This is a genomic window from Microbacterium sp. CCNWLW41, assembly GCF_037083505.1.
The window spans coordinates 552231-569329 of the sequence record NZ_JBAOJP010000004.1 but is presented as its reverse complement, the minus strand read 5'-3'; the positions used below and the strand labels follow the sequence as shown (position 1 = coordinate 569329).

Sequence of the window (17099 nt, the reverse complement as noted above, 5' to 3'; positions counted from 1 at the left end):
CCCCCCCACCCCCCCCCCCCCCCCGCCCCCGCCCCCCCCCCCCCCCCCCCCCCCCCCCCCCCCCCCCCGGGGCGCCCCCCCCCCCCCCCCCCCCCCCCCCCCCCCCGCCCCTCGGTCCGTCTTACTCGTCGACGACGTCCTTGAGGTCGTCTCCGGCCTTCTTCAGGTTCGCCTTCGCCTGGTCGGCCTGGCCCTCGCGCTCGAGGTCCTCGTTGTCGGTGACCTTCCCGACGCCTTCCTTCACCTTCCCGCCGACCTTCTCGGCGGTGTGCTTCATCTTGTCGCCGGCACTCATGGGAGCCTCCTCATCCGTCCTTCGGTGGTCGCAGCCCACGATGCCGGGGCGGACCGTCGGCGTCGAAGGGATTGACTCGATCAGGGGGGAGGCGTTATGAGGCCCGCGGCGCCTCGACGATCCGGGCGACGGCCTCCGCCTGGTGGCGGTGCCCCACGGTCTCGTAGCCGACGATCACGACGACCGGCGCGAGGACCGTGAGCAGGATGCCGGTGCCGAAGCTCGCCCCGCCGGCCACCGCGGCGACGGCGATGGCGAGTGCGGCCAGCGCACCGACGAAGAGCCACAGGTGGAGCGTGTCCACCTGCCGCAGCAGCACCGAGTAGAGGACGAACAGCGCGGTCGTGAAGACGGCGACGGGGATGACGAGGGTGAGGATCGCTGCGGTGTGGTCGATGTGGGCCTTGTCCTCGATCACGAAGGCCGCCACGTGGAGGCCGGCGCCCGCGGCCGCGATGGCGCCGAACAGCATGATGTGGCCGTAGCCCCACGCGAAGCCGCGCTCGCGATGCCGGGCGAGGACCTCACCGGAGGGCATGGTGAAGTAGACCCACCACAGGGCGAAGGCGAGCGCCGTCCCGCCGAACGCCACCAGAGCCGCCTCCACGGTCCAGCCCTGGTCCTCGACGACGGCCGAGATGGCAAGGATGGTGCCGAGCACGACCTCGCCGAGCGCGATGATGACGAGCAGGCTGTACCGCTCCGCGATGTGATGCGGGTGCCACGGGGTGGCGCCTTTGAGCCGTTCGGCGATCACCGGGATCGCCATCTCGAACACCGCCACCACGAGGGTGAGCGCGATGGTCACGCCCATGGGCGGGTTGATGAAGATGAGGACGATCCAGTACACCTGCGCCACCGCGATCAGAGCGGAGTACGTCAGGGCCGTGCGGCGGAGTCCCGGGTTGTGCGCGGCGGCCCGCAGCCACAGCGCGAGGGTGGACAGGCGCATGACGACGTAGCCGGCGACCACGATCGCGTTGTCCACGTGCATCCCCTCGTCGATGGAGTGGAACAGCGCGGGCATGCCGAGCGCCATGATGAGCACGCCCATCATCTGGACCATCGTGGCCAGCCGGAAGAAGACGTCGTCGTTGTCGAACGCCGACGAGAGCCACGTGTAGTTGATCCATGCCCAGCAGATCGCGAACATGGCGAAGGCGAAGGCACCGACGGCCGCGCCGAAGTGCCCGACCTCCAGAAGGTGCGCCATCTGGGTGCCGGCCTGACTGAAGGCGACGACCAGGGTGAGATCGTAGAGGAGCTCCAGGGGGCTCGCGGCGCGGTGCGCCTCTTCCGGGTCACGGCCGATCATCCGGCGCAGGCGGTGCTCGCGTCCCGTCGGGGTGGTGCTGCTCATGCGAGTAGCCTAGAGGCGACCCTGGATGGAGAGTGTCTGTGCCTGAGAACGCCCAGCCGAGCACCCGCGACGGCTTCGCCCTGTTCCCCGATCGTTCCGTCGTCGCCCTGCGCGTCAACGGCGAGCTGAAGGACCTCGCCACGACGGTCGCGGACACGGACGCGGTCGAGCCCGTCACGATCGACAGCCCGGACGGACTGAACATCCTGCGCCATTCCACCGCGCACGTCCTGGCGCAGGCCGTCCAGCGGATCAAGCCCCAGGCGAACCTCGGGATCGGTCCGCCGATCACCGACGGGTTCTACTACGACTTCGGCGTGGACACGCCCTTCACTCCTGAGGACGTCAAGGCGATCTCCAAGGAGATGCAGCGGATCGTCCGCGAGGGGCAGCGGTTCGTCCGCCGTGTCGTGTCCGACGAGGAGGCGCATGCCGAGCTCGCCGACGAGCCGTTCAAGCTGGAGCTCATCGGGCTGAAGAGCCCGTCCGCCGCGGAAGGCGCCTCGGTCGAGGTCGGCGAGGGGGAGCTCACGATCTACGACAACGTCACGAAGGACGGCGAGGTCGTCTGGAAGGACCTGTGCCGCGGCCCGCACCTGCCGAACACCCGCATGATCGGCAACGGCTGGGATCTGACGCGGATCGCGGCGGCGTACTGGCGGGGCAGCGAGAAGAATCCGCAGCTGCAGCGCATCTACGGCACCGCGTGGCCGAGCAAGGACGAGCTGCGTGCGTATCAGCACCGCCTCGAGGAGGCGGCCAAGCGCGACCACCGGCGCCTGGGCCGTGAGCTCGACCTGTTCTCCTTCCCCGACGAGATCGGATCCGGCCTGTCGGTGTGGCATCCGCGCGGCGGCATCGTCCGCGGCGAGATGGAGCAGCACGCCCGTCGTCGGCACATCGCCGAGGGGTACAGCTACGTCTACACCCCGCACATCACGAAGAAGGACCTCTTCGTCACCTCCAACCACCTCGTCACCTACGCGGACGGCATCTGGCCGCCGATCCGCATGGACGAGGAGCGCGACGACGAGGGCAACGTCACCAAGCAGGGCGTCGACTATTACCTGAAGCCGATGAACTGCCCCATGCACATCCTCATCTACAAGGAGCGCGCGCGGAGCTACCGCGACCTCCCGCTCCGGCTGGCGGAGAACGGGACCGTCTACCGCAACGAGCTCTCGGGCGCCCTGCACGGGCTCACGCGCGTCCGCGGCTTCACGCAGGACGACGCGCACCTGTTCGTCACTCCCGACCAGCTCGAGGCGGAGACGACGAAGGTCCTCGAGTTCGTCCTGTCGCTGCTGAAGGACTTCGGGCTGAGCGACTTCCGCCTTGAGCTGTCGATGCGCGACGACGAGAAGTCGAAGTGGATCGGCGAGGAGGACGTCTGGGAGACGGCGACCGACGCGCTGCGTCGGGTCGCCCTCGCCACCGGCCTCGAGCTCGTCGAGGAGCCGGGTGAGGCCGCGTTCTACGGCCCGAAGATCGACCTCAAGGTGACGGACGCCATCGGCCGCTCGTGGCAGCTGTCGACCGTGCAGCTCGACTTCAACCTTCCGGAGCGGTTCGAACTGGAGTTCACGGACCGGGACGGTGAGAAGAAGCGTCCGATCATGATCCACCGCGCGCTGTTCGGCTCGATCGAGCGATTCTTCGCGATCCTGCTGGAGCACTACGCCGGTGACTTCCCGCTCTGGCTCGCCCCGGTCCAGGTCGTCGGCGTGCCGGTGGCCGACGAGTACGCGGACTACCTGGACGACGCGGTGGCGGCCCTCCGCGCCGCGGGCGTCCGCGCCGAGGTCGACCACTCCGACGACCGCATGCAGAAGAAGATCCGCACGCACACCACGGGCAAGGTCCCGCTCATCCTCATCGCCGGAGAACAGGACCGTGCGGCCGGCACGGTGTCGTTCCGCTTCCGCGACGGCTCGCAGGAGAACGGCGTCCCGCTGGCGGACGCCGTGGAGCTCGTCCGCCGGGCGGTCGACGCCCACGCGCTGGTCTCCTCCGCCGCCGACCTGCGGCCGGAGGGGGCGTCGGCGTGACCGACCGGGCGACCGACCAGGGGCCGGACGGTCCGCCCGCGGCGCCCGCGGAGGACGCCGCACACCTCGCGGGGGTCCCGGACGAGTTCCAGCGACTGTGGACCCCGCACCGCATGGCGTACATCCAGGCCGGGCCCGAGCCGCTGCGCGAGGAGTGCCCGTTCTGCGAGGCGCCGAAGCACGAGGACGCCGAGCGTCTGATCGTGGCCCGCGGCGAGACCGCGTACGTGCTGCTGAACCTCTTCCCGTACAACTCCGGCCACGTCCTGGTCTGCCCGTATCGGCACATCGCGACGTACGACCAGGCGACCGAGAAGGAGGTCGCGGAGATCGGCGACCTGACCCAGACGGCGATGCGCGTGCTCCGTGAGGTCTCCCGCTGCGACGGGTTCAACATCGGCATGAACCAGGGCGCGGTCGCCGGCGCCGGCGTCGACGCCCACCTGCACCAGCACGTCGTGCCGCGGTGGACGTCGGACGCGAACTTCTTCCCGATCATCGCCAAGACGAAGGCGTTGCCGCAGCTGCTCGGCGAGGTCCGGCACACGCTGGCCGCCGCCTGGCCCCGCTGACCCGCGCGTCGCCCGGGGCGGGCGTCAGCGGACCTTGACGACCTCGAACTGCTCGCGGGGGTTCGCGTAGAAGTCCTGCGCCTCGATGAGCTGCAGCTCGCGGGCGCCGGCGTCCAAGGTCGTCCTCAGGAGGTCGAAGACGCTCGACACCGTCTTGCGGAGCGCCTCGGCCGCGGAGGCGCTGCGCACATAGTGCGCGGTGAACAGCGCGGCGGTGACGTCGCCGGAGCCATTCGCCTTCATCGGCAGGTGCGGCGTGCGCACGAGCCACGCGCCGTCGTCGTCCGCCGCGAGCATCTCGATCGTCCCCTCAGGGCGGTCGGGGCGCTCCACGCTCGTGACGAGCACGGTGCGCGGCCCCATGGCCCTCGCGGCGTCCACGGAGGCCAGCGTGGACTCCAGCGTGTCCGGCTGCGTGCCGGTGAGGTATCCGAGCTCGAACTGATTCGGCGTGATGATGTCGGCGACCGGGACGACCCGGTCGCGCAGCAGATCCGGGATCGCCGGGGCGACGAAGCAGCCGGACTTGGCATTGCCCATCACCGGGTCGCAGGCGTACACCGCCGACGGGTTGGCGGCCTTCACCCTGGCGACCGCGTCGATGATCACGTCCCCGATGCCCTCGCCGCCCTGATAGCCGGAGAGCACGGCGTCCACGCCCGCGAACGCGCCGCGCTCCTCGATCCCCAGGATGACCTCGTGCACGTCCTCGGGGGAGATCAGGGGGCCGCGCCACGCTCCGTACCCGGTGTGGTTGGAGAAGTTCACCGTGTAGACCGGCAGCACCTCCACGCCGATGCGCTGGAGAGGGAAGACCGCGGCGGAGTTGCCGACGTGGCCGTACGCGACCGCGGACTGGATCGAGAGGATGCTCATCCTCCGATCCTCGCACCCCGTGAGCGTCGTCGCCGCACATTCCGTGATCTGTCTGTCGCGTGGCGTGGCGCGCTGCAGTCAAGCTATGCTTTGGCCTATGACAAATGAGAGCCCAGATCAGACGACGACCGGGACCTCTCGCGTGAAGCGGGGGCTCGCGGAGATGCTCAAGGGCGGGGTGATCATGGACGTGGTCACCGCGGACCAGGCGAAGATCGCGGAGGACGCGGGCGCCGTCGCGGTCATGGCCCTGGAGCGGGTCCCCGCGGACATCCGCGCGCAGGGCGGCGTGGCACGGATGAGCGACCCGGACCTCATCGACGGCATCATCGACGCGGTCTCGATCCCGGTCATGGCGAAGGCGCGGATCGGCCACTTCGTCGAGGCCCAGGTGCTCCAGGAGCTCGGCGTCGACTACATCGACGAGTCGGAGGTGCTCTCGCCGGCGGACTACGTCAACCACATCGACAAGTGGCGCTTCGAGGTCCCGTTCGTCTGCGGTGCGACGAACCTGGGTGAGGCGCTGCGGCGGATCACGGAGGGGGCGGCGATGATCCGCTCCAAGGGCGAGGCCGGCACGGGCGACGTGTCCGAGGCGATGAAGCACATCCGCACGATCCGCGGCGAGATCGCCCGACTCGGATCGCTCGCCGAGGACGAGCTCTTCGTCGCTGCCAAAGAGCTCCAGGCGCCCTATGAGCTCGTCGCCGAGGTCGCGGCCGCAGGACGGCTGCCCGTCGTGATGTTCGTCGCCGGGGGAGTGGCGACGCCCGCCGACGCCGCGATGATGATGCAGCTCGGAGCGGACGGCGTCTTCGTCGGGTCCGGGATCTTCAAATCGGGAGACCCCGCAGCGCGCGCCGCCGCCATCGTCACGGCCACCGCCGCGTACGACGACGCCGCGGCGATCACCGCGGCGTCCCGGGGCCTCGGCGAGGCGATGGTCGGCATCAACGTGTCCGACCTGCCGGCGCCGCACCGCCTGGCCGAGCGCGGCTGGTGACGCGGTGACCACACCGGTCGTCGGCGTCCTCGCGCTCCAGGGCGACGTCCGCGAGCACGGGGCGGTGCTGCACGCCCTCGGCGCGGAGGTCGTCCTCGTGCGGCGCCCCGCCGACCTCGCCCTGGTGCGGGGACTGGTGCTTCCCGGGGGCGAGTCCAGCGTCATCGACAAGCTGTCGCGCACGTTCGGCCTGGACGGCCCGATCCGCGCCGCCGTCCGGGCGGGGATGCCGATGTACGGAACGTGCGCCGGGCTCATCCTGCTCGCCGACCGGATCACGGGAGGGATCGACGGGCAACGCACCTTCGGCGGGCTCGACGTGACGGTGGCCCGCAACGCCTTCGGCGCGCAGGTCGAGTCCTTCGAGACGCTGCTGGAGGTCGACGGCGCGGAGGCCCCGGTGTCGGCGACCTTCATCCGCGCTCCGCTCGTCACCGACGTCGGGACCCGCGCGCGGCCCGTCGCAGCGCTCCCCGACGGTCGGGTCGTCGCCGTCGCGCAGGGAGCCCTCCTGGGCTCGAGCTTCCACCCGGAGATGAACGGCGAGACCTGGTTCCACCGGCGCTTCCTCGATCAGGTCCGCGCGGCCGTCTGACGAGCCATCCGGACCGCGGTCAGAGCAGGTCGCCGATCCAGCGCAGGGCGGGCACCGCCTGCGCCCGCTGGAAGGCGCGCAGCCCGGGCAGGTCGGGGATCTCCGCCTGCGCCTGTTCGAACCACAGGAACGAGGCGAAGGCGGAGATCATCGGCAGCAGCTCCGACGCGGCCGGTGCGCCGTGCTGCCGGAAGGTCTCCCACGCCTCCTCGCACCGCGGCCCGCCGCCCGCCTCCACGGACGGCAGGAGGAGGGGGAGGTCGAGCCACGGCGCGCCGGCCAGGGCATGCGGCCAGTCGAGGAGGCGAGCGCGTGTCCCCTGGAGCAGGATGTTGTCGGCGCGCGGATCGCCGTGCACGAGGCGGGTGCCGGCCACGGCCTCCGGGAACCGCTGCTCCATGCGGACGAGGTCCGGGAGGCGGCGCCGCACCGCGTCCGGAAGCCCCTGTCGCAGGTCCGCGTCGGCGGAGATCCGGCCCCAGCGCCGGAAGCGGGACGGCATCGACGAGGCGGCCTCGGGAAGCCCCGCCGGCGCGGGAGACTCGGCCACGGTGCGCAGGGCCTCGGCGACGGCATGGAGCTGGGCCGGCGTCCAGGGCGACCCCGGATGCACGCCGTCGATCGCCTCCGTCACGAGGGCGATCCCCGAGTCGTCGTCGATCCCGGCTCGCAAGCCCGGAGCGGTCGATACCTCCGTCCGGGTGAGGACGGCGATCTCCTGCCGGAGGAAGTCCCGGGAGTCGGCGTGGCCGCCATGGCCGATCGCCTTGACGAAGCCGACGCCCCCGGTCGTGCGGACGACGCCGGCGTAGGTGGCGCTGAATCCGCCGTGTGCGGGCGCGTCCGAGACATAGGTCCCGCCGAGGGCCGCGAGGATCCGCGCACGCAGCCCCTCCGGGAGAGCACTCCACTCCGGTCGAAGACGTTCGGCACCCATGCGCATCCCGCGATCCTATGACGGACCGGACGAGTGCGCGGTTTCCGTCGTGACCCCGGGATCCCCGCACGGCGCGCCCGGACGTTTTAGAATGGACGACGCCCTGCGGGCGGACCCGCAGGCCGAAGACGAGCGGAGATCTATGTCCGGGCATTCCAAGTGGGCCACGACCAAGCACAAGAAGGCGGTCATCGACGCGCGCCGTGCGAAGTCGTGGGCGAAGCTCATCAAGAACATCGAGGTGGCGGCGAAGCTCGGCGGCCCCGACCTCCAGGGCAACCCGACCCTCTTCGACGCCGTCCTTAAGGCGAAGAAGACCTCGGTCCCGAAGGACAACATCGACCGTGCCATCAAGCGCGGCGCGGGCATCGGCGGCGAGGCCGTCGAGTACACCTCGATCATGTACGAGGGCTACGGCCCGAACGGCGTCGCGCTGATGATCGAGTGTCTGACCGACAACAAGAACCGCGCGGCCGCGGAGGTGCGCACGGCGCTCACCCGCAACGGCGGCACGCTCGCCGACCCCGGCAGCGTCGCCTACAACTTCACCCGCAAGGGCGTCATCGTCGTGGGCTCCGAGGGAACCACCGAGGACGACGTGATGATGGCGGTGCTGGAGGCCGGCGCCGAGGAGGTCGAGCCCCACGCCGAGGGGTTCGAGGTCATCACCGAGGCGACGGATCTGGTCACCGTCCGCACCGCGCTCCAGGAGGCGGGCATCGAGTACGAGTCCGCCGACGTCGAGTTCGTGCCGAACCTCAAGGTCGAGGTCGACGCCGAGACGGCGCGGAAGGTGTTCCGCCTCATAGACGCGCTCGAGGACAGTGACGACGTGCAGAACGTCTTCAGCAACTTCGACCTCACGCCCGAGGTGCAGTCCGAGCTGGAGAACGACGACTGACGCGGAGGCGGCGCGGCGGACCCCGGATCCGGCGGGACCGCGCGGCGTGCGTTCCTGACGACCGCGACGGGCGCGCCGTCGCCCCGGTGGGCGGCGGCGCGCCTAGCCTGGGACGGTGAGCAGACGCGTCCTCGGCATCGACCCCGGTCTCACCCGTTGCGGTGTGGGCATCGTCGACGTCGACGCGCGGCGGCGCGGCACGCTGGTGCACGTCGACGTCATCCGAACCCCGGTGGACGCCCCGATCGGCGAGCGTCTGGCCGCCGTCGCCGCCGGCATCCGCGAGGTCATGGCCGTGCATCGTCCGGATGCGGTGGCCGTGGAGCGGGTGTTCGCCCAGCAGAACCGGCAGACGGTGATGGGAACGGCGCAGGCGAGCGGCGTGGCGCTGCTCGTGGCGGCCGAGGCGGGCCTCCCGGCGGCCACGCACACACCCAGCGAGGTAAAGGCGGCGGTGACGGGATACGGGTCCGCGGACAAGAAGCAGGTGCAGGCGATGATCGCCCGCATCCTCCGCCTCGACGCGCCGCCTCAGCCGGCCGACGCGGCGGACGCTCTCGCGATCGCCCTGTGCCACGCGTGGCGGCGGGGGGCGGCGACCGGATCCGACGTCGCCGCGACGCCCGCCCAGAAGGCCTGGGCCGAGGCGGAGCGTGTCGCTCGAACATACGTACGAGCCAGGGCCTAGACTGGGACGATGATCTCCTCCCTGCGTGGCACCGTCCTGGCCACGGCCTCCGATTCGGTCGTCGTCGAGGTCGGCGGCGTCGGGTTCTCGGTCGCGGTCCCCGGCGACGTCGCGCACACGGCGCGGGTGGGCGAGCAGATCCTGCTGCACACCTCGCTCATCGTGCGGGAGGACTCCCTGTCGCTGTTCGGCTTCGCGGAGGCGACCGAGCTGGAGGTGTTCGGGCACCTCCTCAGCGTCACCGGCGTGGGGCCGAAGTCCGCGCTCGGCGTGCTCTCGCACCTCTCCGTCGACCAGATCGCCGCGGCCGTAGCGGACGACGACGATGCGCCGTTCCGTCGCGTGTCCGGAATCGGGCCGAAGACCGCGAAGCTGATCGTCGTCCAGCTGGCGGGCAAGCTCGCGCCACCGGCTCCTGCGCCGGCCGCCTCGTCCGCGCCCACGGAGATCGTGCAGCAGCTGGTGGCGGCGCTCGTGGGGCTGGGGTGGTCGGAGAAGGTCGCCGCGGAGGCGGCCGCGCAGAGCACCGACGGCGCCAGCGTCACCGAGCTCGGCTCCGTCTCGCTGTTGCTCCGGCGGACGCTGGCGACGCTCGGGCCGGCCCAGCAGCCTGCACCGGGGAGCGGCCGTGGTTGATCCGCGCGACGTGGGCGAGGCCGTCGACGAGATCGAGCTGGCGATGGAGGGGGCGCTGCGGCCCACCAGCCTCGAGGAGTTCGTCGGCCAGCAGAAGGTCCGCGGGCAGATGAAGCTGCTGCTGGAGGCCGCCCGGATCCAGAGCCGACCGGCGGATCACATCCTGCTCTCGGGGCCTCCCGGACTGGGCAAGACCACGCTCGCGATGATCGTCGCGCACGAGAGCGGACGTGCGCTCCGGCTCTCGAGCGGCCCGGCGATCCAGCATGCGGGGGATCTCGCCGCGCTGCTGTCCAGCCTCACCCCGGGCGAGGTGCTCTTCATCGACGAGATCCACCGCATGGCGCGCTCCGCGGAGGAGATGCTGTACCTCGCGATGGAGGACTTCCGGATCGACATCATGGTGGGCAAGGGCGCCGGTGCGACGAGCATCCCGCTGGAGCTCGCGCCGTTCACGCTCGTGGGCGCGACGACCCGTTCGGGCCTCCTGCCGAACCCGCTGCGCGACCGGTTCGGCTTCACCGCCCACCTGGAGTACTACGAGGCCGATGAGCTGGAACAGGTCGTCGAGCGGTCGGCGGTGGTGATGGGCGTGCAGGTGCCGTCCGCGGCGCGTACGGAGATCGCGCGCCGCTCCCGGGGCACCCCGCGCATCGCGAACCGACTGCTGCGGCGCGTGCGCGACTACGCCCTGGTGCACGGCGGGGGAGACGCCGCCACGCTCGAGGACGTCCGCGCCGCCCTCGAGCTGTACGACGTCGACCCGTTGGGGCTCGACCGTCTCGACCGGGCGGTGCTGGACGCCCTGGTGCGCCGCTTCCGCGGCGGCCCGGTGGGGCTCAGTACGTTGTCCGTCTCCGTCGGCGAGGAGGCGGACACCGTCGAGAGCGTGGTCGAGCCGTACCTGGTGCGGATCGGCTTCATGGGCCGCACGCCGCGAGGGCGGATCGCGATGCCCGCGGCGTACGCGCACCTGGGCGTGGCGCATCCCGAGGGGTCCGCGTTGTTCGATGACCTATAATCGCTGAAGACTTCACCCCTCGTTCCCCGATGCCCGCCAAGGGCGGCGCGCACGCGCTGAAAGGCCACGCACTCGCATGGACAACGCCTTCATGACCTTCCTCTCCCAGTACGGCCTCTTCTTCGTACTGGCCCTCCTCCTCGTCTTCATGATCTTCTCGACGCGCAAGCGGAACCAGAAGATGAAGGCGGAGCAGGAGGAGAAGCAGCGCGAGAGCGTCCCCGGCGCCCGCGTGCTCCTGCAGGGCGGGCTCTACGGGACGATCGTCGAGTTCGACCCGGAGAACCTGGACCGGCCGGCGCGCATCGAGGTCGCCCCGGGCGTCGTCATCGACGTCCACTCCCAGGCGATCCTGCGCGTCGTCACGGACGAGCCGGCGCCGCAGACGCCGGTGACGCCGCTCGACGAGCGCGAGCCGTCCGGCGACGCTCCGGCCGAACCGAGCGTCGAGACGCCGGAGGAGACGCGCGCCCGCCTGGAGCGCGACTCCGACGACGACAAGTGACTCGCGCGCACGCCCCGCACAGAAAGCCCTGAGACTCCGTGGCATCTTCCTCTCCCGTCAAGCACGCCTGGCGGGTCCTGCTCGGCCTCCTGATCGCCACCGCCGTGCTGTTCGGCATCAACGCCATCGGCGTGTACGGCTTCGGAAAGAGCTCGTGGACCCCCGAGCTCGCGCTCGACCTCCAGGGCGGGACGCAGATCATCCTCGGCGCCCAGACCGAGGACGGCGCCGACCCCAGCCAGGAGCAGCTGGACCAGGCCGCCGCGATCATCCGCCAGCGCGTGGACGCCGCGGGCGTCGGCGAGTCGGACATCACCACCGAGGGCGGGCGCAACATCGTCGTCCAGATCCCCGGCACCGCGGACGAGGAGACGCGCAACCGCATCCAGTCCGCGGCGAAGCTCGAGCTGCGCCCGGTTCTCGCCGCCACCAGCCCGGCGACGTCGTTCGTGGGCGAGGACGGCAACGAGACCGCGTACCCGACGCCGAACGAGACCATGCCGTCGACGCCTTCCCCGGAGCCGACGGACGGCAGCGACCTGGCGTGGATCACCGAGAAGCTCCAGGCGGAGTTCCTGTCCACACCGTGCTCCGCCACGGACCAGGACCCGGCGGGCGCACCGGGGGACCAGCCGCTGATCTCGTGCGACCCGGCGGGTCAGGTCAAGTACCTGCTCGGACCGGTGGCACTCGACGGCTCGTCCATCGACGACGCGACCAACGGTCGCGAGCAGGACTCGGGCCGCTGGGTCGTCAACCTGACGTTCGACGACAAGGGCACAAAGGCCTTCGCGGACGTGAGCCAGCGTCTGTTCGGCTACAAGGGTCAGGGACTCACGCCCCGTGACCAGTTCGCCTTCGTGCTCGACGGCAAGGTGATCTCCGCCCCGCAGATGAACGGGATCATCCTCAACGGAAAGCCGTCGATCAGCGGGTCGTTCACGCAGGAGACGTCGAAGACGCTCGCGGATCAGCTGCGTTACGGCGCCCTGCCGCTGAGCTTCGAGGTGCAGAGCTCGGGGACGGTCTCGGCCACCCTCGGATCCCAGCAGCTGCAGATCGGCCTGATCGCGGGCCTGATCGGCCTGGGCCTGGTCGCGGTGTACTCGCTGCTGAGCTACCGCGCCCTCGGCTTCGTCATCATCGCCTCGATCGCCGTGATGGCGGTGCTGACGTACATCATCGTCTGCATCCTGGCATGGCGCCTCGGATTCCGGCTCTCCCTGGCCGGCGTCGCCGGTCTGATCGTGTCCATCGGATTCGTCGCCGACTCGTTCATCGTGTACTTCGAGCGAATAAGGGACGAGCTGCGCGACGGCAAGTCCATCACGAGCGCGGTGGAGGACGGCTGGGGCCGTGCCAAGCGGACGATCTACATCTCCAAGTCGATCAACATCCTCGCAGCCGTGGTCCTCTACATCCTCGCGGACGCCACGGTGAAGGGCTTCGCCTTCGCTCTCGGCCTGACGACGATCATCGACGTGTTCATCTTCGTGATCTTCACGCACCCGGTTATGCAGCTGCTGGCCCGCACGCGGTTCTTCGGCGACGGCCACCCCCTCTCCGGCATGGACCCCGAGGCCCTCGGCGCCGTGTATCGCACCCGCACCCAGTACCGGGCGGTCGCCGCCGGTTCGATGGGCAAGGCGGCGCGGGCAGGGCGCTCGCGCGGCGAGGCGGAGCGTCGCCAGACGATCGCGGAGCGCAAGCGCGCGGAGACCCTCGTGAACGACAGACCCGCCGCGGGCGGCCCGGAGGAGAACGCCTGATGCGGTCCATGAATCAGTTCGGAAACGACCTCTACAGCGGCAAGACCTCGTTCCCGTTCGTCGGCAAGCGCCGGCTGTGGTTCGTCCTCGCCATCCTCCTGGTGGTCGGATCGGCCCTCGTGCCGCTGTTCCGGCCGATCCAGTTCTCGATCGAGTTCACGGGCGGCTCGCAGTTCACGGTCGAGGCCCCGTCCACCACGGACCAGTCCCTGGCCGGCGAGGCCGTCCGGACGGTCGTGCCCGGTGCGACCACGAAGGTCACCACGGTCGGCGGCAAGGACATCCGCGTCCAGACCGACCAGATGACCGACGCGGAGACCCACGAGGTCGCCGAGGCGCTGGCCTCGGCCTACGGGGTCGAGCCGGACGCCGTCAACTCGTCGTTCATCGGACCCAGCTGGGGGGAGAGCGTCACCCGGCAGTCGCTGTGGGGCCTGGCCATCTTCCTGGCCCTGACCTTCCTGATCCTGGCGATCTACTTCCGGACGTGGAAGATGTCCGCCGCGGCGATCATCGGTCTGCTGGACGTGCTCGTCATCACGGTCGGCGTCTACGCCGCCTTCGGCTTCGAGATCTCGCCGGCGGCCGTCATCGGCTTCCTCACGATCCTCGCCTACTCCCTGTACGACACCACGGTCGTGTTCGACAAGATCCGCGAGAACACGTCCGAGGAGGGGATCAGATCCGGTCGGACCTTCGGGGAGTCGGTGAACCTCGCCGTGAACCAGACGCTCATCCGCTCCATCAACACGTCGATCGTGGCGGCGCTCCCGGTCGGGGCGATCCTGTTCATCGGCGCCGTGTGGCTCGGGGCGGAGACGCTCACCGACATCTCGCTGTCGATCTTCGTCGGCATCCTCGTCGCGACGTACTCGACCCTGTTCGTGGCAGCGCCGCTGTACTCGCTGTTCCGTGAGAAGGAGGGGTCGATCGCGGAGCACGACCGGCGGGTGGCCGAGGCGCGGGAACGCGCGGTCACGACGGCGCAGGCCTGATCGGTGCCGGCGGTCCTCGCGGTGTCGCGCGCGCGTAGGATGTTCACTCTCGGGGAGGTGGGCGCATGAGCGAGGCGAGCACCGCGCAGGGATCGAGCCTGCGCCGGCTGGTTCCGCGCATCTTCTCGCGCGCCCCGCGGATCAACGACCTCGACAACCTGATCCGCACGGTCCGGCAGAACCATCCCCGCGGCGATCTCGCGATCATCGAGCGCGCCTACGCGGTGGCGGCGGAGAAGCACGAGGGACAGAAGCGCCAGAGCGGCGAGCCCTACATCACGCACCCGATGGCGGTCGCGCAGATCCTGGCCGAGCTCGGTCTCGGGCCGCGCGCGATCGCGGCGGCGCTGCTGCACGACACGGTGGAGGACACCGGCTACGCCCTCACGGAGCTGACGGCGACGTTCGGCGACGAGGTCGCGATGCTGGTCGACGGCGTCACCAAGCTCGACAAGGTGAAGTACGGCGACAGCGCGCAGGCGGAGACCGTCCGCAAGATGATCGTCGCGATGTCCAAGGACATCCGGGTCCTGCTCATCAAGCTGGCCGACCGGCTGCACAACGCCCGCACCTGGGGCTTCGTGCCGCCTGAGAAGGCGGCGCGCAAGGCGACCGAGACGCTGGAGATCTACGCCCCGCTCGCGCACCGCCTCGGTATCCAGGCGATCAAGTCCGAGCTCGAGGACCTCTCGTTCGCAGTCCTGCACCCGAAGATCTACGCGGAGATCGACAGTCTCATCAAACAGCGCACACCGCAGCGCGAGAAGTACATCGGCGAGGTCGTCGAGGCGGTCGAGAGCGACCTGCGCGATCTCCGCGTGCGCGGCAAGGTGGCGGGCCGCCCGAAGCAGCTCTACTCCGTCTACCAGAAGATGGTCGTGCGCGGGCGCGAGTTCGACGACATCTACGACCTCATCGGGATCCGGGTGCTGGTCGGCACCGTGCGCGATTGCTACGCCGTCCTCGGTGCCATCCACGCCCGCTGGACGCCGCTGCCCGGCCGGTTCAAGGACTACATCGCGACGCCGAAGTTCAATCTCTACCAGTCGCTGCACACGACGGTCATCGGTCCGGGCGGACGCACCGTCGAGATCCAGATCCGCACGCACGAGATGCACCAGCAGGCGGAATTCGGCGTCGCGGCGCACTGGATGTACAAGGAACGGATGAACGGCGGACGCACCGAGCTGCGTGCCTCGGACACCGACATGGCGTGGCTGGCGCACATCTCGGACTGGCAGGCCGAGACGGCCGATCCCAGCGAGTTCCTGGACTCCCTCCGCTTCGAGATCGGGGCGAAGGAGGTCTACGTCTTCACCCCGAAGGGCCGCGTGATCGGCCTGCCCTCCGGCGCCACACCCGTCGACTTCGCGTACGCCGTGCACACCGAGATCGGCCACCGGACGATGGGCGCGAAGGTGAACGGGCGGCTGGTGCCGCTGGAGTCGGTGCTCAAGAGCGGCGACGTGGTGGAGGTGTTCACCTCGAAGAACCCCGACGCCGGCCCGAGCCAGGACTGGCTCACGTTCGTCCGGAGCACGCGCGCGCGAAACAAGATCCGCGGGTGGTTCACGAAGGAGCGGCGCGAAGAGGCGATCGAGCAGGGCAAGGAGGCGATCGCCCGGGCGATGCGTCGCCAGAACATGCCTCTCCAGCGGCTCATGAGCCAGGAGTCGTTCGCCGAGGTCGCGCAGCAGCTGCGCTACGAGGACGTCTCGGCCCTGTACGCCGCGGTCGGGGAGGGGCACGTCTCCACCCAGTCCGTGCTGGAGAAGGTGACGGCCCTCGTCGGCGGCGACGAGGACACGAACACCGGTGCGATCGACATCCCGGCGCCCGGTCGTGCTCGGATCCCCCGCGAGGCGGACTCCGGCGTCCTCGTGCGCGGTGCGGCCGACATCCTGGTCAAGCTGGCCAAGTGCTGCACCCCCGTGCCCGGTGACGACATCGTGGGTTTCGTCACCCGGGGCAGCGGCGTGTCGGTGCACCGGGCGGACTGCGTCAACGTCAAGGCCCTGTCCGCCGACAAGGATCGGCTCGTGGACGTGGAGTGGGCCCCGACCACCCGCAGCGTGTTCCTCGTCCAGATCCAGGTCGAGGCGCTGGATCGTTCCGGGCTGCTCTCCGACGTGACCCGTGTGCTGAGCGAGCACCACGTGAACATCCTCTCGGCGACGGTGCAGACCACGTCCGACCGCCTGGCTCTGAGCCGGTTCGTGTTCGAGATGGGCGACACCGTGCACCTCGACCGCGTGCTGAACGCGGTGCGGAGGATCGATGCCGTCTACGACGTCTACCGGGTCACGTCGTCCTGAGGCGGCCGCGCCGCTGAGGGCTCCCGGAGGCCGGCGTCGAGGAACGCTCGCGCCTGGCGATGACCAGGGGTCCTGCGATAGGCGTCGAGGCGGTCGGCGGTCTCGTCCAGGATGTCGGGCCGCACCGACATGAGCGCGCGTGCCCAGACCGCGTTTCCGGGGCGCCTCGCGATGCCGCGGACGAGGTCGAGGAGGGTCCTCACGGGCGTCGCGACGAGGGCTCCGCCGATCGCGACCGTGTCGCGCGGATCCAGGCGCAGGTCGTGCAGGAGCACCCGTGGCGACGGGGGGATCCGTACCCGCCGGTCGCCGACGGGCTGCACCTCGTGTCGGTGCGGCGGCCGATCGCCGGCCCCGTGGACCCATGCCGCGCTGGCGCCGGTGAAGGCGAGCCGCTCTCGTCCCTGCCGGTGGGCGACGAGGACCGCCGCCCGCAGCGCGGGAGAGTCGACGAGATCCGCCGGCACGAACACGTCGTCGATGTCGATGACGTCGCCGTCCAGCCGGGCGGCACAGAGCTCGGCCTCGGAGAGGCGGTCGCCCGGACGATAGAGGAAGACGGGATGCATCCGCTCAGTGTGCC

Annotated in this window: 17 protein-coding genes; 12 read left to right on the top strand and 5 right to left on the bottom strand. The window is 70.4% G+C overall.

Going from position 1 to position 17099, the window contains the following annotated elements; all coding sequences use genetic code 11:
• Nucleotides 1–121 precede the first annotated feature (121 nt).
• Both V6R91_RS17910 and V6R91_RS17905 read right to left on the bottom strand, forming a co-directional pair.
• Nucleotides 122–295, bottom strand: coding sequence for a CsbD family protein (locus tag V6R91_RS17910; RefSeq protein ID WP_067242998.1), 174 nt, complete (start codon nucleotides 293–295; stop codon nucleotides 122–124).
• A 94-nt stretch (nucleotides 296–389) separates the two neighbouring features.
• Nucleotides 390–1655: a low temperature requirement protein A gene (locus tag V6R91_RS17905; protein ID WP_336396296.1), complete on the bottom strand. Its 1266-nt coding sequence runs from the start codon at nucleotides 1653–1655 to the stop codon at nucleotides 390–392.
• Nucleotides 1656–1693: 38 nt separating this feature from the next.
• Between V6R91_RS17905 and thrS the strand changes: the two genes are divergently transcribed.
• Nucleotides 1694–3703, top strand: a complete 2010-nt coding sequence (gene thrS, locus V6R91_RS17900) for a threonine--tRNA ligase (RefSeq protein ID WP_336396295.1) — start codon at nucleotides 1694–1696, stop codon at nucleotides 3701–3703.
• The gene (locus V6R91_RS17895) at nucleotides 3700–4275 is read left to right on the top strand and encodes an HIT family protein (RefSeq protein WP_336396294.1); all 576 of its coding nucleotides are present in this window, start codon (nucleotides 3700–3702) and stop codon (nucleotides 4273–4275) included. The genes thrS and V6R91_RS17895 overlap by 4 nt, the downstream gene beginning before the upstream one ends.
• Before the next feature lie 24 nt (nucleotides 4276–4299).
• Here V6R91_RS17895 and pdxY read toward each other — a convergent pair whose 3' ends face one another.
• A complete protein-coding gene (gene pdxY, locus V6R91_RS17890; protein ID WP_231820825.1) occupies nucleotides 4300–5151 on the bottom strand; it encodes a pyridoxal kinase PdxY in 852 nt (283 codons plus the stop codon).
• Nucleotides 5152–5248: 97 nt separating this feature from the next.
• Between pdxY and pdxS the strand changes: the two genes are divergently transcribed.
• Nucleotides 5249–6154 carry a pyridoxal 5'-phosphate synthase lyase subunit PdxS gene (pdxS, locus tag V6R91_RS17885; protein ID WP_336396293.1) on the top strand — a complete coding sequence of 302 codons (906 nt, stop codon included), beginning with the start codon at nucleotides 5249–5251 and terminating at the stop codon, nucleotides 6152–6154.
• 4 nt (nucleotides 6155–6158) lie between these two features.
• Nucleotides 6159–6749 (top strand): pyridoxal 5'-phosphate synthase glutaminase subunit PdxT, encoded by a 591-nt coding sequence (pdxT, locus tag V6R91_RS17880; protein WP_336396292.1) that lies wholly within the window; start codon nucleotides 6159–6161, stop codon nucleotides 6747–6749.
• Nucleotides 6750–6768: 19 nt separating this feature from the next.
• Here the strand turns inward: pdxT and V6R91_RS17875 are convergent, their stop codons facing one another.
• Nucleotides 6769–7692, bottom strand: coding sequence for a phosphotransferase (locus V6R91_RS17875; protein WP_336396291.1), 924 nt, complete (start codon nucleotides 7690–7692; stop codon nucleotides 6769–6771).
• Between the two features lie 136 nt (nucleotides 7693–7828).
• Here V6R91_RS17875 and V6R91_RS17870 point away from each other — a divergent pair, with 136 nt between their 5' ends.
• The 8 genes from V6R91_RS17870 to V6R91_RS17835 all read left to right on the top strand — a co-directional run bounded on the left by V6R91_RS17870 (nucleotide 7829) and on the right by V6R91_RS17835 (nucleotide 16516).
• Nucleotides 7829–8587 carry a YebC/PmpR family DNA-binding transcriptional regulator gene (locus tag V6R91_RS17870; protein WP_336396374.1) on the top strand — a complete coding sequence of 253 codons (759 nt, stop codon included), beginning with the start codon at nucleotides 7829–7831 and terminating at the stop codon, nucleotides 8585–8587.
• A 115-nt stretch (nucleotides 8588–8702) separates the two neighbouring features.
• Entirely contained in the window at nucleotides 8703–9275 is a 573-nt protein-coding gene (gene ruvC, locus V6R91_RS17865; protein WP_336396290.1) for a crossover junction endodeoxyribonuclease RuvC, read from the top strand.
• Between the two features lie 9 nt (nucleotides 9276–9284).
• On the top strand, nucleotides 9285–9911 hold the full coding sequence (ruvA, locus tag V6R91_RS17860) for a Holliday junction branch migration protein RuvA (protein ID WP_336396289.1): 627 nt from the start codon (nucleotides 9285–9287) through the stop codon (nucleotides 9909–9911).
• Entirely contained in the window at nucleotides 9904–10932 is a 1029-nt protein-coding gene (ruvB, locus tag V6R91_RS17855; RefSeq protein ID WP_378818837.1) for a Holliday junction branch migration DNA helicase RuvB, read from the top strand. The genes ruvA and ruvB overlap by 8 nt, the downstream gene beginning before the upstream one ends.
• A 91-nt stretch (nucleotides 10933–11023) precedes the next feature.
• The gene (locus V6R91_RS17850; RefSeq protein WP_336396288.1) at nucleotides 11024–11437 is read left to right on the top strand and encodes a preprotein translocase subunit YajC; all 414 of its coding nucleotides are present in this window, start codon (nucleotides 11024–11026) and stop codon (nucleotides 11435–11437) included.
• 38 nt (nucleotides 11438–11475) lie between these two features.
• Nucleotides 11476–13206: a protein translocase subunit SecD gene (secD, locus tag V6R91_RS17845; RefSeq protein ID WP_336396287.1), complete on the top strand. Its 1731-nt coding sequence runs from the start codon at nucleotides 11476–11478 to the stop codon at nucleotides 13204–13206.
• Nucleotides 13206–14201, top strand: coding sequence for a protein translocase subunit SecF (gene secF, locus V6R91_RS17840; protein ID WP_336396286.1), 996 nt, complete (start codon nucleotides 13206–13208; stop codon nucleotides 14199–14201). Before secD ends, secF begins: the two co-directional genes overlap by 1 nt.
• A 65-nt stretch (nucleotides 14202–14266) precedes the next feature.
• Entirely contained in the window at nucleotides 14267–16516 is a 2250-nt protein-coding gene (locus tag V6R91_RS17835) for a RelA/SpoT family protein (RefSeq protein WP_271062691.1), read from the top strand.
• Here V6R91_RS17835 and V6R91_RS17830 read toward each other — a convergent pair.
• Nucleotides 16495–17085: a hypothetical protein gene (locus tag V6R91_RS17830; RefSeq protein WP_336396285.1), complete on the bottom strand. Its 591-nt coding sequence runs from the start codon at nucleotides 17083–17085 to the stop codon at nucleotides 16495–16497. The genes V6R91_RS17835 and V6R91_RS17830 overlap by 22 nt on opposite strands.
• Nucleotides 17086–17099: the final 14 nt, after the last annotated feature.